Below are 13556 nucleotides of genomic sequence, written 5' to 3' on the forward strand. Positions count from 1 at the left end.
TGCCTTCGCGGAATACCGTTCGGCTGGAGCCGCGTCGCGCCACTCGCCGAGAGGCGACCTGCACACCGACGCCCAGCGACGCCCCGGCCGACAGGTCGGGGCGTCGCTGTTTTCCGGCCCGGGTCGCGAGCGCTCCTCGGCTGGCCTAGTGTTCAAAAGGTCAGCTACCCGCCGGGCGGGAAGGGGGTGTGCCGCATGGGTGTGAAGACCTTCCTCCAGGGGTGGCCGGTCTACCGGCAGCTCACCGGCACCGACCCGCTCGGTCGGGGCGCCGCGGCGCAGTCGGCCCGGTCGGCGGCGCTGACCGCGCGCACCGAGACCGCCGACAGCGTGGCCCGCTCGGTCTGCCCCTACTGCGCGGTGGGCTGCGGGCAGCGCGTCTTCGTCTCCGACGGCCAGGTCACGCAGATCGAGGGCGACCCGGACAGCCCCATCTCCCGCGGCCGGCTCTGCCCGAAGGGCGCCGCCAGCAAGAACCTGGTGACGAGCCCGCTGCGACAGACCAAGGTCCGCTACCGCCGGCCGTACGCCACGGAGTGGGAGGACCTGGATCTCGACGTCGCGCTCGACATGATCGCCGACCGGCTCCTCGCCGCCCGCGACGAGACCTGGGAGGACGTCGACGACCAGGGCCGTCCGCTCAACCGGACGCTGGGCATCTCCAGCCTGGGCGGGGCGACGCTGGACAACGAGGAGAACTACCTCATCAAGAAGCTGTTCACGGCGATGGGGGCGCTCCAGATCGAGAACCAGGCCCGCATTTGACACTCCGCCACCGTCCCCGGTCTGGGGACCAGCTTCGGTCGCGGCGGCGCGACGGACTTCCAGCAGGACCTCGCCAACGCTGACGTCATCGTCATCCAGGGCTCCAACATGGCCGAGGCCCACCCGGTGGGCTTCCAGTGGGTGATGGAGGCCAAGAAGCGCGGCGCCAAGGTCTTCCACGTGGACCCCAGGTTCACCCGGACCAGCGCGCTCGCCGACACGTACCTGCCGATCCGGGCGGGCACCGACATCGCGCTGCTCGGTGGCGTGGTGCGGTACATCCTGGAGAACGAGCTGGACTTCCGGGAGTACGTGGTGGCGTACACCAACGCCGCCACGATCGTCACCGACCAGTTCGCCGACACCGAGGACCTCGACGGGCTCTTCTCCGGCTACGACCCCGAGCGGAACAGCTACGACCAGGGCAGCTGGAAGTACCAGGGCCAGGAGCGGCAGCGCGTGGCGGAGGACACCGCGAAGGAACGGGAGACCGCGGCCGGCCTGCGGCACGAGTCGCACGGCATGCCCGTGGCCGCGAACACCCAGCGGGACGAGACGTTGCAGCACCCGCGCTGCGTCTACCAGATCCTCAAGCGGCACTTCTCCCGCTACACCCCGGAGATGGTGTCCCGGATCTGCGGCATCCCGGTGGAGAAGTTTGAGGAGCTGGCCCGCGCCTGGACGGAGAACTCGGGCCGGGAGCGCACCGGCGCGCTGGTCTACTCGGTGGGCTGGACCCAGCACAGCGTCGGCGTGCAGTACATCCGCACCGGCGCGATCATCCAGACCCTGCTGGGCAACATGGGCCGGCCCGGTGGCGGCATCCTGGCGCTGCGCGGACACGCGAGCATCCAGGGCTCCACCGACATCCCGACCCTGTTCAACCTGCTGCCCGGCTACCTGCCGATGCCGCACCACGCCGACCACCCGACGTTCGACGAGTGGGTGGACAGCATCCGGCACCCGGGCCAGAAGGGCTTCTGGGGCAACTCGCGGGCCTACGCGGCGAGCCTGCTCAAGGCGTACTGGGGTGACGCCGCCACGCCGGAGAACGACTTCTGCTACGGCTACCTGCCCCGGATGACCGGCGACCACGGGACGTACCAGCAGGTGCTGAACATGATCGACGGCAAGGTGAAGGGCTACTTCCTGCTCGGGCAGAACCCGGCCGTCGGCTCGGCGCACGGCCGCGCCCAGCGGCTCGGCATGGCCAACCTGGACTGGCTGGTCGTCCGCGACCTCTTCATGATCGAGAGCGCGACCTTCTGGCGGAACAGCCCGGAGATCGCCACCGGTGAGATCGTGCCGGAGGAGTGCCGCACCGAGGTGTTCTTCCTGCCCGCCGCGTCGCACGTGGAGAAGGAGGGCACCTTCACCCAGACCCAGCGGATGCTCCAGTGGCGGGAGAAGGCCGTCGAGCCGCCGGGCGACTGCCGTTCCGAGCTGTGGTTCTTCTACCACCTCGGCCGGGTGCTGCGGGAGAAGCTGGCCGGCTCCACGAAGCCCCGCGACCGGGCGCTGCTCGACCTGACCTGGGACTACCCGACGCACGGCCCCACCGCCGACCCGAGCGCCGAGGCGGTGCTCAAGGAGATCAACGGCTACGAGGTGGCCACCGGCCGCCCGCTCGGCGGGTTCCCGGAGGCCAGGGACGACGGCTCCACCGCGGTCGGCTGCTGGATCTACTCCGGTGTCTACGCCGACGGCGTCAACCAGGCGGCCCGTCGCAAGTCGCGGCACGAGCAGGACTGGGTGGCCGCCGAGTGGGGCTGGGCCTGGCCGGCCAACCGGCGCATCCTCTACAACCGCGCCTCCGCCGACCCGGAGGGCCGGCCGTGGAGCGAGCGCAAGAAGTACGTCTGGTGGGACCCGGACAAGGGCCAGTGGACCGGCTACGACGTGCCGGACTTCGAGAAGACGAAACCGCCGAGCTACCGGCCGCCGGACGGCAGCTCCGGCACGGAGGCCCTCGCCGGTGACGACCCGTTCGTCATGCAGGGCGACGGCAAGGCCTGGCTGTACACGCCCACCGGGGTGCTCGACGGCCCGCTGCCGACGCACTACGAGCCGGCCGAGTCGCCCATGCGCAACCCGCTCTACGGGCAGCAGGCCAACCCGACGCGCAAGGTCTACGACCACCCGGTGAACCGGATCAACCCGAGCCCGCCGGAGCCGGACAGCCAGGTCTTCCCGTACGTGTTCACGGTCAGCCGGCTCACCGAGCACCACACGGCCGGCGGGATGAGCCGGACCGTGCCGCGCCTGGCCGAGCTGCAACCGGAGATGTTCGTCGAGGTGTCCCCGGAGTTGGCCGCCGAGGTGGGGCTGGCGCACCTGGGCTGGGCGCACATGGTCAGCGGCCGGGCGGTGATCGAGGCGCGGGTGCTGGTCACCGACCGGCTCACCCCGCTGCGGGTCGACGGCCGGGTGATCCACCAGATCTGGCTGCCGTACCACTTCGGCAGCGAGGGCCTGGTCACCGGCGACTCGGCCAACGACCTGATCGGCATCACCCTGGACCCGAACGTGCTCATCCAGGAGAGCAAGGTCGGCACCTGCGACGTGCGACCGGGCCGGCGGCCCACCGGGCCCGCCCTGCTCGACCTGGTGGCCGACTACCAGCGGCGGGCCGGGATGACGCCGGACCGGAAGGTGCCGATCGTCACCACCGATGCGGCGCGGGACAGGGGCGGGCATGCCTGACGCCAACAGCCTCTACGGCCCACTGGACCCGGCCCCGGACGCCGGCTGGGTCGAGGCCGGCCCGCGGATGGGCTTCTTCACCGACACCAGCGTCTGCATCGGCTGCAAGGCCTGCGAGGTGGCCTGCAAGGAGTGGAACGCCGTCCCCGACTCGGGCTTCAACCTGCTCGGCATGTCGTACGACAACACCGGCGCCCTGACCGCCAACTCCTGGCGGCACGTCGCGTTCATCGAGCAGCCCCGCCCGGCCGGGCACCGGTCCCCGCCCTTCGCGGAGACCCCGACCGGCCCGCCGACGAGCGCGGAGAGCGCGGCGAGCGCCGCCGGCACGACCACCGACACCGGCACGACCCCGGGGGTGCCGCCGGGCAGGCCGGAGGCGGCGGCGCGGATGGCGGCCGGCCCCGAGTTCCTCGGCATGCCCGGCGCCCAGCCGCCCGGCCGGGCCACCGGCGCCGACAGCCGCACCGACTTCCGCTGGCTGATGATGTCGGACGTCTGCAAGCACTGCACCCACGCCGCCTGCCTGGACGTCTGCCCCACGGGGTCCCTGTTCCGCACCGAGTTCGGCACGGTCGTGGTGCAGGAGGACATCTGCAACGGCTGCGGCTACTGCATCTCCGCCTGCCCGTACGGCGTGATCGACCAGCGCAAGGACGACGGGCGGGCGTGGAAGTGCACGCTCTGCTACGACCGGCTGGGCGCCGGCCAGACACCGGCGTGTGCGCAGGCCTGCCCGACCGAGTCGATCCAGTTCGGACCCCTGGACGAGCTGCGGGACCGCGCCGCGCAGCGGGTCGCCACGCTGCACGAGCGCGGCGCGCCGGAGGCCCGCCTCTACGGCCACGACCCGGCCGACGGCGTCGGCGGGGACGGCGCGTTCTTCCTGCTGCTCGACGAGCCCGAGGTGTACGGCCTGCCGCCGGACCCGGTGGTCACCACCCGGGACCTGCCGAAGATGTGGAAGCGCGCGGGGCTGGCCGCCCTGGCCATGGCGGCGGCGGCTGTCGCCGCGTTCGTCGGAGGTTCATCGTGAGCCCGGACCGCCCCGCCGTCGGCGACCTGTTCCGCCGCTTCCGTGAGCGGCTCGCCGCCGAGGGCCCGGCCCGCCCCGGCGAGCCGGGCGCCCACGCCCCGAAGGCGGGCGCGAACGGCAGCCGGGCGACCGGCGACAGGGCCGGCGTGGCGCGCACCGGCGCGGGGGCCGCCGAGGCGGCGCCGGCGCCCCGCGACGTCCCGCCCGCCGAACGACGTCGGGGTCGGCGCGGGGGCGGCGGGGAACGGCTGGCCGTGCCTCCCGCCGAGTTCACCTCCTACTACGGGCGGCCGATCCTGAAGGCGCCCGTGTGGAAGTGGGACATCGCCGCATACCTGTTCACCGGCGGGCTCGCGGCCGGGTCCTCGCTGCTCGCGGCCGGTGGCCAGCTCACCGGCCGGCCGGCGCTGCGCCGGGCCGGCCGGGTCACCTCCCTCGCGGCGGTCAGCGCCAGCACGTTCTTCCTCATCCATGACCTGGGCAAGCCTTCCCGGTTCCACCACATGCTGCGGGTGGCGAAGCTGACCTCGCCGATGTCGATGGGCACCTGGATCCTCAGCGCCTTCGGCCCGGCGGCCGGGGTCGCGGCGGTCGCCGAGGCCGCGCCCTGGCTGCCGGAGCGGGGCGTGCTCGGGCTCGGCCGGAAGGTGCTGCGGCCCGCCGGGAACGCCGCCGGGCTGGTCGCCGCGGTCACCGCCCCCGCCCTGGCCACGTACACCGGGGTGCTGCTCGCCGACACGGCCGTGCCGTCCTGGCACGAGGCGTACCCGGAACTGCCGGTCATCTTCGCGGGCAGCGCGCTGGCCAGCGGGGCCGGCGTCGGGTTGCTGGCGGCGCCCACCGGGCAGGCCGGGCCGGCGCGGCGGCTCGCCGTGGCCGGCGCGGCGCTGGAGCTGTGGGGCGCGCACCGGGTGGAGAACCGCCTGGGTCTGCTCAGCGAGCCCTACGCGACCGGCGCCGCCGGGAAGCTGCTGCGCGCCGGGCGGGCGCTCACGACCGCCGGGGTCGTCGGCGCGCTGGTCGGGCGCCGCAACCGGGTGCTCTCCGGGCTCGCCGGCGGCGCGCTGCTCGCCGCGTCCGTCTGCACCCGGTTCGGCATCTTCCGCGGCGGGGTCGCCTCGGCCAGGGATCCGAAGTACACCGTGGTGCCGCAGCGGGAACGGGCGCGGCGGCGGGAGAGCCAAGGACCAGACGTCAGCGGGCCGGGCGCCGGCCCGAACGGGGGATAGGCAGGACAGGCGCCGGCCCATGAGCCGATACGGGGGTACCGCTCATGGCCACAACAGCCGCGAGATCGCGGGGAAATCGACCACCGACACGAGGCCGCTGGGGTCTCGTCGTCGCTGCCGTGCTCGTCCAGCTCGCGCTGGGCGCCGTGTACGCCTGGAGTGTGTTCAACAAGCCGCTCCAGGCCGAGTTCGGGTGGAGCAAGGCCGAGGTGGTGCTGCCCTTCGAGGTGGCGATCGGCACCATCTTCATCGGCAGCCTGGTGGGCGGGCGCATCCAGGACCGGCGCGGGCCGCGGCCGGTGGCGCTGGGCGGCGGGATCCTCTACGCCGTCGGGACCATGCTCGCGTCGCTGGTGTCGTCCAGCGACCAGCTGTGGCTGCTGCTGCTCACCTACGGCGTGCTGGGCGGCATCGGGCTCGGCGCCGCCTACATCACGCCGATCGCCATGCTCAGCAAGTGGTTCCCCGACAAGCGCGGTCTGATCACCGGGATCGCCGTCGCCGGCTTCGGGTTCGGTGCGGTGATCACCGCACCGGTGGCGAAGGCGCTGCTGGCCGGGACCGACCACAAGACCAGCGTCTTCCTGCCGCTGGGCATCGCCTACCTGGTCGCGGTGCTGCTGGGGGCGTCGTTCTTCCGCGACCCGCCGGCCGGCTACCAGGTGCCGGGCTTCACGCCGGCGGTCGGCGGCCGGGCGGTCGCCGGCACCCGGGTCTACACCTTCGGCGAGGCGCTGCGCACCCGGCAGTGGTACCTGCTCACGCTGATCCTCACGCTCAACGTGACCTGCGGCATCGCGCTGATCTCCCAGGCCGCGGACGCCGCGCAGGCGGTCGCCGGGGTGAGCGCCGCGACCGCCGCGGGCCTGGTCGGCGTCCTGGGCCTGTTCAACGGTGGCGGACGGGTGGCCTGGGCGTGGCTGTCCGACCGGATCGGCCGGATGACGGCGTTCATCGGCATGCTCGTCCTGCAGGGCATCTGCTTCCTGATCCTGCCGCACGCCTCCGCGTTCTGGCTGTTCGCCGTCCTCGCCGCCCTGGTCTACCTCGCCTACGGCGGCGGCTTCGGCACCATGCCGGCGACCGCCGCCGACTACTTCGGCACGCCGAACGCCGGCGCCATCTACGGGGCCATGATCGTGGCGTGGAGCATCGGGGGTGTGGTGGGTCCACTGCTCACGGCGCTGCTCTACGACGCCAGCGGCAAGAGCTACACCCTGCCCTTCACGGTGATCGGCATCCTCGCCTTCGTCGCGCTGGTGCTTCCGCCGATCACCCGCCTGCCCACCGCTCCCGGCGAGGCGCGACCCCACTTCCAGACGCCCGGGCCCTGATCCGGTGCGCTTCCCGCCCTCCGCAGGCGGCCGGAGATCACATGTGGTTAGGTGCTGGGTGGAGGCGTTCAGGCGGCTGGTGCCCCTCCCGGTCTTCAAAACCGGAGTGGTCCGGGACCCGGGCCAGGCGGGTTCGATTCCCGTCCGTCTCCGCCAAGCTGTCCCCTGGGAGACCCGATGCGTGACGTCGACCCGCGGCGGCGGGTGCCGCGCACCGACGCGCTGCTCGCCGACGCGGCGCTGGCCGCCGCGGCCGGCACGCTCGGCCGCGACCGGGTCAAGGCCGCCATCGTCCGGGCGCAGCGGCGGGCCCGCGCGGGTGAGCTCACCCCCGAGCAGGTACGCGACGCGGCGCTGGCCGACCTGCCCGCGCCGGCGCCCCGGGCGGTGCTCAACGCCACCGGCGTCGTCCTGCACACCAACCTGGGCCGGGCCCCGCTGGCGGCCTCCGCCGTCGACGCCCTGGTGGCCGCCGCCGGGCACACCGACGTGGAACTGGACCTGCGTACCGGGCGGCGGGCCCGGCGCGGCCGGGAGGCGCTCGACGCGCTCGCCGCCGCGGTGCCCGACGCGGCGGCCGTGCATGTGGTCAACAACGGCGCGGCCGCCCTGGTGCTGGCCGCCACCGCGCTCGCCGCGGACCGGGAGATCGTGGTCAGCCGCGGCGAACTCGTCGAGATCGGCGACGGGTTCCGCCTGCCCGACCTGCTGGAGAGCACCGGCGCCCGGCTGCGCGAGGTGGGCACCACCAACCGCACCGCCCTCGCGGACTACGCCGCCGCCGTCGGCCCGCGCACCGGGTTCGTCCTCAAGGTGCACCCGTCGAACTTCCGGGTCACCGGCTTCACGTCGGCCGTGCCGGTCGCCGAGCTGGCCACCCTGGGCGTGCCGGTGGTCGCCGACATCGGCTCCGGGCTGCTCGCCCCCGACCCGCTGCTGCCCGACGAGCCGGACGCCGCGACCACGCTGCGCGCCGGCGCGCACCTGGTCACCGCCAGCGGCGACAAGCTGCTCGGCGGGCCGCAGGCCGGTCTGCTGCTCGGCGCGGCGGACCTGGTCGAGCGGCTGCGCCGGCACCCCCTCGCCCGGGCGCTGCGGGTCGACAAGCTGACCCTGGCCGCGCTCGCCGCCACCCTGCACGCGCCGACCAACCCGACCCGGGAGGCCCTGCACGCCGAGCCGGGCGCGCTGCGCGCCCGCACCGAGCGGCTCCGCGACCGGCTCGGCGAGGACGGCTGCAAGGCCGAGGTGGTGCCCAGCGCCGCGGTGGTCGGCGGCGGCGGCGCCCCCGGGATCGAACTCGACTCGTGGGCGCTGAGCCTGCCCGAGCGGTACGCCGAGCCGCTGCGCACCGGCGTGCCGCCGATCCTCGGCCGGGTGCTGCACGGCCGGCTCCTGCTCGACCTGCGCTGCGTGCCCGCCGCCGCGGACCCCGACGTGCGCGCGGCGATCCTGCGGATCGGGGCCTGACCGTGTGGGTGGTGGCCACCGCCGGGCACGTCGACCACGGCAAGTCCACGCTGGTCCGGGCGCTGACCGGGATGGAACCCGACCGGTGGGCGGAGGAACGCCGCCGGGGCATGACGATCGACCTGGGCTTCGCCTGGACCACCCTGCCCTCCGGCGGCACCATCGCGTTCGTCGACGTGCCCGGGCACGAGCGCTTCGTGCCGAACATGCTGGCCGGTGTCGGGCCGGCACCGGCGGCGCTGATCGTGGTCGGCGCCGACGAGGGCTGGATGCCGCAGTCCGCGGAGCACCTGGCCGCGCTGGACGCGCTCGGGGTGTCGTACGGGCTGCTCGCGGTGACGCGCGCCGACCTGGCCGACCCGGGCCCGGCGCTGGCCCGGGCCCGCGCGGAGATCGCCGCGACCTCGCTCGGCGACGTGGAGGCGTTGCCGGTCAGCGGGGTCACCGGCGCGGGCCTGCCCGAGCTGCGGGCCGCGCTGGACCGGCTGGTCGCCCGGCTGCCCGACCCGGCCCGCGACGCCCCGGTCCGGCTCTGGGTGGACCGCTCGTTCACCGTCCGGGGCAGCGGCACGGTGGTCACCGGCACCCTCGGCGGCGGCCGGCTGCGCGTCGGCGACACCCTCGAACTCGCCGCCACCGGGGAACCGGTCCGGGTCCGTGGCCTGCACGCGCTGAACACCGCCCACGTCGAGGTCGACGCGGTGGCCCGGGTGGCGGTGAACCTGCGCGGGCTGCCCCGCGACCGGGTGGCCCGCGGCGACGCCCTGCTCAGCCCCGGCCGGTTCCGCGGCACCGACCTGCTCGACGTCCGGCTCGCCGGTGATCCGGCCGCCGACCTGCCGCCCACCCTCACCCTGCACGCCGGCTCGGCCGCGGTGCCCGCCCGGGTCCGCCCGCTCGGCCCGGACACCGTCCGGCTCCGGTTGGCCCGCCCGCTGCCGCTGCTGATCGGCGACCGGGCGCTGCTGCGCGACCCGGGCCGGCACCACGTGAGCGGCGGGGTGACGGTGCTGGACGTGGACCCGCCGCCGCTGCGCCGCCGGGGCGCGGCCGCCGCCCGGGCCGCGGTGCTGGCGGGGCTGGACGGCCGGCCCGACCTGGCCGGGGAGTTGCGCCGGCGGAGCCTGGTCCGCGCCGGTGAGCTGACCCGGATGGGTGTGCCGGCCGGCGCCGCCCCGGTCGCCGGGGACTGGCTGGCCGACCCCGACCACTGGCGGGAGCTGGGCCGCCGGCTCGTCGAGGAGGTCGCCCGGTACGCCCGCGAGCAGCCCCTGGCGGCCGGCGTGCCGGTCGACGTGCTGCGGCACCGCCTCGACCTGCCGGACCGGGCGCTGGTGGAGGCGCTGCTGCGCCCGCCGCTGCGGCTGCGCGCCGGCCGGGTGACCGCCGCACCCGGCGACGCGCTGCCGGAACCGGTGGCCCGGGCGGTGGCCCGGGTGCGCGCCGAGTACGGCGACCGCCCGTTCCAGGCCCCCGAGGCCCACCGTCTCGCCGACCTCGGCCTCGGCCCCCGCGAGATCGGGGCGGCCGTGCGCGCGGGCGCCCTGCTGAAGCTCGCCGACAACGTGGTGCTGCTGCCCGGCGCCCTGGACGACGCGGTGCGGGTGCTCGCCGGGCTGCCGCAGCCGTTCACGCTCAGCGCCGCCCGGCAGGCCCTCGACACCACCCGCCGCGTGGCGGTGCCGCTGCTGGAACTGCTGGACCGGCGGGGCGCCACGCGGCGGCTGCCCGACGACGCCCGCGAGGTGGTCCACCCGGGCGGGTGAGCGTTGCGCCGGGATGCGAGGGTGACCGCATGATCGTCCCGCTCCGCGCCGCCCTGGCCGACCGGTCGTGGCTGCGCCGCCGGGCGCTTCCCCTCGCGGTGGTGCTGTGCTGGCTGATCTGGGCCGCCCTGGCATGGTGGACGGCGCCCCGCGGCGCCGACGAGGCGGAGCTGGAGTGGGACCTCGCCGCGGGCCGGGTCGTCACGATGGCCCGGGCCGACGGGTGGCAGACCGGCGGCGGCTGGGGCCGGCGCCCGGAGCCCCGCTACGCCGAGGGCGGCTGGATGCTCGTGTGGACCCGCCCGGACGGCCAGATCCGCCACGCGAGTGTGCCCGCGCAGGACCCGGAGAGTGGCGTGGATCCGCTGGCCGATCCGCGCGCCCGGGACGCCACCACCCACGGCGGCGACACCCTCGCCGACGCGCAGGCGAACGCGGCCGGGATGCTGGCCCTGACGATCGGCGTCGGCTGGCTGCTCATGCTGGTCGCCGGGCCGCCGCCGGTGGCCGGTACCCGCTGGTTCTGGTTCTGGATCGGCCTGCTGCCGTTCGGTCTCGGCGTGCTGGCCTGGCTGCACCGGGAACGCTGGCGGGGCGACGTGCCGGCAGCCCGGCCGCGCCGCTCGGGTTGGGCCGGCCTCGGCGGGCTGCTGCTCGGCGGGATCCTCCTGTCGATCGCGGTGACCGCCCTCGCCGCCCTGTTCGGCGGGTACGTGGTCCCGGGCGGGTGAGCCAAGCGGCACCGGCCGCCCGGCCCGGTCACCTACGGTGACGCCATGGACCCCTCCGCGGTCTGGCGGGACAGGAACCACCGGTGGCGCATCGAGGCGTACCGGGCACCGGACCTGCGGTTCGCCATCTTCGCCACGAACGGCACCACCGAGTCGGCGCCGCTGTGGCTGTTCGGGATGGGCGCCCTCGCCCGGTGGCTGATGACCCACGCGATCTCCCTGGACGACCTGGAGACCGACTGATGGCCGGCCAGCTCGCCCTGGTGCTGGTCCTGGTGCTGGTCAACGCGGCGCTGTCCGGCAGCGAGATGGCCATCGTGACGCTGCGCGAGGCGCAGCTGCGGCGGCTGGGGCGCTCGGGGCGCACCGGGGCGCGGTTGACCCGGCTGGCGCGGGAGCCGAACCGCTACCTGGCCACCATCCAGCTCGGCATCACCCTGGCCGGGTTCCTCGCCTCGGCGGCCGCCGCCGTGTCGCTGTCGGAGCCGCTGGTCGGCCCGCTGGGCTTCCTCGGCCGGGCCGCCCGCCCGGTGGCCGTGGTGCTGGTGACGATTCTGCTGACCTTCGTGACGCTGGTCGTCGGCGAGCTGGCCCCGAAGCGGCTGGCCATGCAGTCGGCGGAACGCTGGGCGCTGCTCAGCGCCGTACCGCTGGAGCTGCTCGCCCGGGTGTCCCGCCCGGCGGTGTGGCTGCTCAGCCGGGCCACCGACGTGCTGGTCCGGCTGGCCGGCGGCGATCCCCGCGCCAACCGGCAGGAGGTGACCGAGGAGGAGCTGCGGGAGATGCTGGTCAGCCAGCGCGGCCTCTCCGCGCAGCAGCGGGAGATCCTGTCCGGGGCGTTCGACATCGCCGGCCGTACCCTGCGGGAGATCCTGGTGGCCCGCCGCGACGTGACGTTCCTGCCGGCGGAGCTGACCGCGGCGGACGCCATGCGGCGGCTGGCCGCCACCGGCCGCTCCCGGGCGCCCGTGACCGGCCCCGGCGGGCTGGACGACGTGTGCGGCGTGGTGCACATCCGCGACCTGGTCGACGCCGACGGCGCCGGCGTCGGGGAGCGCGCCCGGCCACCGGTGCTGCTGCCCGGCACGCTGCCGGTCGCCGACGCCATGCGGCACCTGCGCCAGCGTCACGAGCAGCTCGCCCTGGTGATCGACGAGTACGGCGGCGTGGACGGCCTGGTCACCATGGAGGACCTGCTCGAGGAGGTGGTCGGCGAGCTGTACGACGAGACCGACCGGGACGTGCGGGAGGCGGTACGGGAGCCGGACGGCGCCCTGCTGCTCCCCGGCGACTTCCCGTTGCACGACCTGCCCGACGCCGGCGTGCAGCTGACCTTTCCGCTGACCCGGGAGTACACCACCGTGGCCGGGCTGGTCCTGGCCGGGCTGGGCCACCTGCCCGCCGGGCCGGGGGAGCGGATCCGGCTGCCCGGGCTCACCGTCGAGGTGGTCGAGGTGTCCGGCCGGTCGATCCGCCGGGTGCGCCTGCGCGGTCCGGCCGCCGGCTGCCGGGCGGAGTGACCACCCGACCGGGGGACAAGCACGCGAAACGGCCCTTTCGGGGCGCCGGGCAGCCGTACCGTCTCGAACGTGAAGGACCGAGGACTGCGGACGTTCATCACCGTGCTCGCCGGGCTGGCCGTGATCTATTTCGGTGCCACCGGGCACCGCAGCAGCGGCGGGGAGGGCGGCGGCATCTCCGGCGGCGTGGTGCTGCTGGCCCTGCTCGCCTCGGCGCTCGCCTGGAACCTGACGAAGCCCGGCCCCGCCAAGTGAGGCCCGGCCGGCTCAGCGGGCCGCGGCGGTCCGGCTGATCTCGCCGGCCGACTCCTCGCCGAGGGCCACCCGCACCAGCGCCGACGCCAGCCGCCCGAAGTCGGCCTCGCCGACCAGCCCGGCCAGGCCGCCGGGGTTGGCCGGCAGGCCCAGCCGGCGCGCACCGGCCAGGGTCCGCCGGTCGGCGTACGGGCGCAGGTCCGGCCAGACGGCCTGTGCCTCGCGGAGGAAGATGTCCGCGCCGGTCGGGCCGATGCCGGGGAACTCGGTGAGCAGCCGGCGCAGCACGGTCCGGTCACCGTCGGCCTCCTTGTGCATCCGGCGCAGGTCACCGTGCCACCGGTCGAGGCAGAGCCGGGCTCCGGTGCCGAGCATGGTGGCGGTCCGCTCGTCGTAGCGGCGGTAGTGACCCCGGCCGAGCGCGTCGACGCGGTCCTGCCAGCTCGCCGCCTCCATGGCCTGCGGGGTGCGCCAGCCGGCCGTGAACAGCTCGCGGGCCGCGGCGATCGCCACGCACGCCCGGATCCGGGTGCTCAGCAGCGTGGTGAGCACGAGCAGCTGGTAGAGCGGGCCGGGCCGGTCGGCGAGGCCGATCCCGGCCTCCTCCGCGTAGGTCCGGGACTGCCGGTCCAGCAGCGCCCGCGCCACGTTCCGATCGTCTGGCATCCGGTGGGGATACCCACCCGGTGCCGGGCCAGACGCCCCGGCGCCCAGCCGGAATGCGCCCGGTGGCGGCGGGTACCCAGC

General features: G+C 75.3%; 11 protein-coding genes and 1 tRNA gene. 11 read left to right on the plus strand and 1 reads right to left on the minus strand.

The window, feature by feature from the left end; translation table 11 throughout:
• Window positions 1-195 precede the first annotated feature (195 nt).
• The 11 genes from fdh to ABZ452_RS23030 all read left to right on the plus strand — a co-directional run bounded on the left by fdh (window position 196) and on the right by ABZ452_RS23030 (window position 12809).
• Window positions 196-3468, plus strand: a complete 3273-nt coding sequence (fdh, locus tag ABZ452_RS22980; protein WP_357946361.1) for a formate dehydrogenase — start codon at window positions 196-198, stop codon at window positions 3466-3468.
• Window positions 3461-4504: a 4Fe-4S dicluster domain-containing protein gene (locus ABZ452_RS22985; RefSeq protein WP_357946363.1), complete on the plus strand. Its 1044-nt coding sequence runs from the start codon at window positions 3461-3463 to the stop codon at window positions 4502-4504. The genes fdh and ABZ452_RS22985 overlap by 8 nt, the downstream gene beginning before the upstream one ends.
• Window positions 4501-5733, plus strand: a complete 1233-nt coding sequence (gene nrfD, locus ABZ452_RS22990) for an NrfD/PsrC family molybdoenzyme membrane anchor subunit (RefSeq protein ID WP_357946366.1) — start codon at window positions 4501-4503, stop codon at window positions 5731-5733. Before ABZ452_RS22985 ends, nrfD begins: the two co-directional genes overlap by 4 nt.
• Window positions 5734-5852: 119 nt before the next feature.
• Window positions 5853-7067 (plus strand): OFA family MFS transporter, encoded by a 1215-nt coding sequence (locus ABZ452_RS22995; RefSeq protein WP_357946368.1) that lies wholly within the window; start codon window positions 5853-5855, stop codon window positions 7065-7067.
• A 60-nt stretch (window positions 7068-7127) separates the two neighbouring features.
• Window positions 7128-7223, plus strand: a tRNA-Sec gene (locus ABZ452_RS23000).
• A 21-nt stretch (window positions 7224-7244) separates the two neighbouring features.
• Window positions 7245-8537 carry an L-seryl-tRNA(Sec) selenium transferase gene (gene selA / locus ABZ452_RS23005; RefSeq protein WP_357946370.1) on the plus strand — a complete coding sequence of 431 codons (1293 nt, stop codon included), beginning with the start codon at window positions 7245-7247 and terminating at the stop codon, window positions 8535-8537.
• 2 nt (window positions 8538-8539) lie between these two features.
• On the plus strand, window positions 8540-10303 hold the full coding sequence (gene selB / locus ABZ452_RS23010) for a selenocysteine-specific translation elongation factor (RefSeq protein ID WP_357946372.1): 1764 nt from the start codon (window positions 8540-8542) through the stop codon (window positions 10301-10303).
• A gap of 29 nt (window positions 10304-10332) precedes the next feature.
• Window positions 10333-11034, plus strand: a complete 702-nt coding sequence (locus ABZ452_RS23015; protein ID WP_357946375.1) for a hypothetical protein — start codon at window positions 10333-10335, stop codon at window positions 11032-11034.
• A 45-nt stretch (window positions 11035-11079) separates the two neighbouring features.
• A complete protein-coding gene (locus tag ABZ452_RS23020) occupies window positions 11080-11277 on the plus strand; it encodes a hypothetical protein (RefSeq protein WP_091258094.1) in 198 nt (65 codons plus the stop codon).
• A complete protein-coding gene (locus ABZ452_RS23025) occupies window positions 11277-12554 on the plus strand; it encodes a hemolysin family protein (protein WP_357946377.1) in 1278 nt (425 codons plus the stop codon). Before ABZ452_RS23020 ends, ABZ452_RS23025 begins: the two co-directional genes overlap by 1 nt.
• Window positions 12555-12623: 69 nt before the next feature.
• A complete protein-coding gene (locus ABZ452_RS23030) occupies window positions 12624-12809 on the plus strand; it encodes a hypothetical protein (RefSeq protein WP_355352512.1) in 186 nt (61 codons plus the stop codon).
• A gap of 12 nt (window positions 12810-12821) precedes the next feature.
• Here the strand turns inward: ABZ452_RS23030 and ABZ452_RS23035 are convergent, their stop codons facing one another.
• Window positions 12822-13475 (minus strand): hypothetical protein, encoded by a 654-nt coding sequence (locus ABZ452_RS23035; protein ID WP_357946379.1) that lies wholly within the window; start codon window positions 13473-13475, stop codon window positions 12822-12824.
• Between the last annotated feature and the right edge of the window lie 81 nt (window positions 13476-13556).

The organism is Micromonospora sp. NPDC005707 (assembly GCF_040631005.1).
In the GTDB taxonomy this organism is placed as follows: domain Bacteria; phylum Actinomycetota; class Actinomycetes; order Mycobacteriales; family Micromonosporaceae; genus Micromonospora.

Coding starts and splice junctions, on each gene's coding strand:
- ABZ452_RS23025 (WP_357946377.1), top strand. CDS start 11,277: ATGGCCGGCCAGCTCGCCCTGGTGCTGGTCCTGGTGCTGGTCAACGCG.
- ABZ452_RS23035 (WP_357946379.1), bottom strand. CDS start 13,475: ATGCCAGACGATCGGAACGTGGCGCGGGCGCTGCTGGACCGGCAGTCC.
- ABZ452_RS23020 (WP_091258094.1), top strand. CDS start 11,080: ATGGACCCCTCCGCGGTCTGGCGGGACAGGAACCACCGGTGGCGCATC.
- ABZ452_RS23015 (WP_357946375.1), top strand. CDS start 10,333: ATGATCGTCCCGCTCCGCGCCGCCCTGGCCGACCGGTCGTGGCTGCGC.
- selA (WP_357946370.1), top strand. CDS start 7,245: ATGCGTGACGTCGACCCGCGGCGGCGGGTGCCGCGCACCGACGCGCTG.
- ABZ452_RS22985 (WP_357946363.1), top strand. CDS start 3,461: ATGCCTGACGCCAACAGCCTCTACGGCCCACTGGACCCGGCCCCGGAC.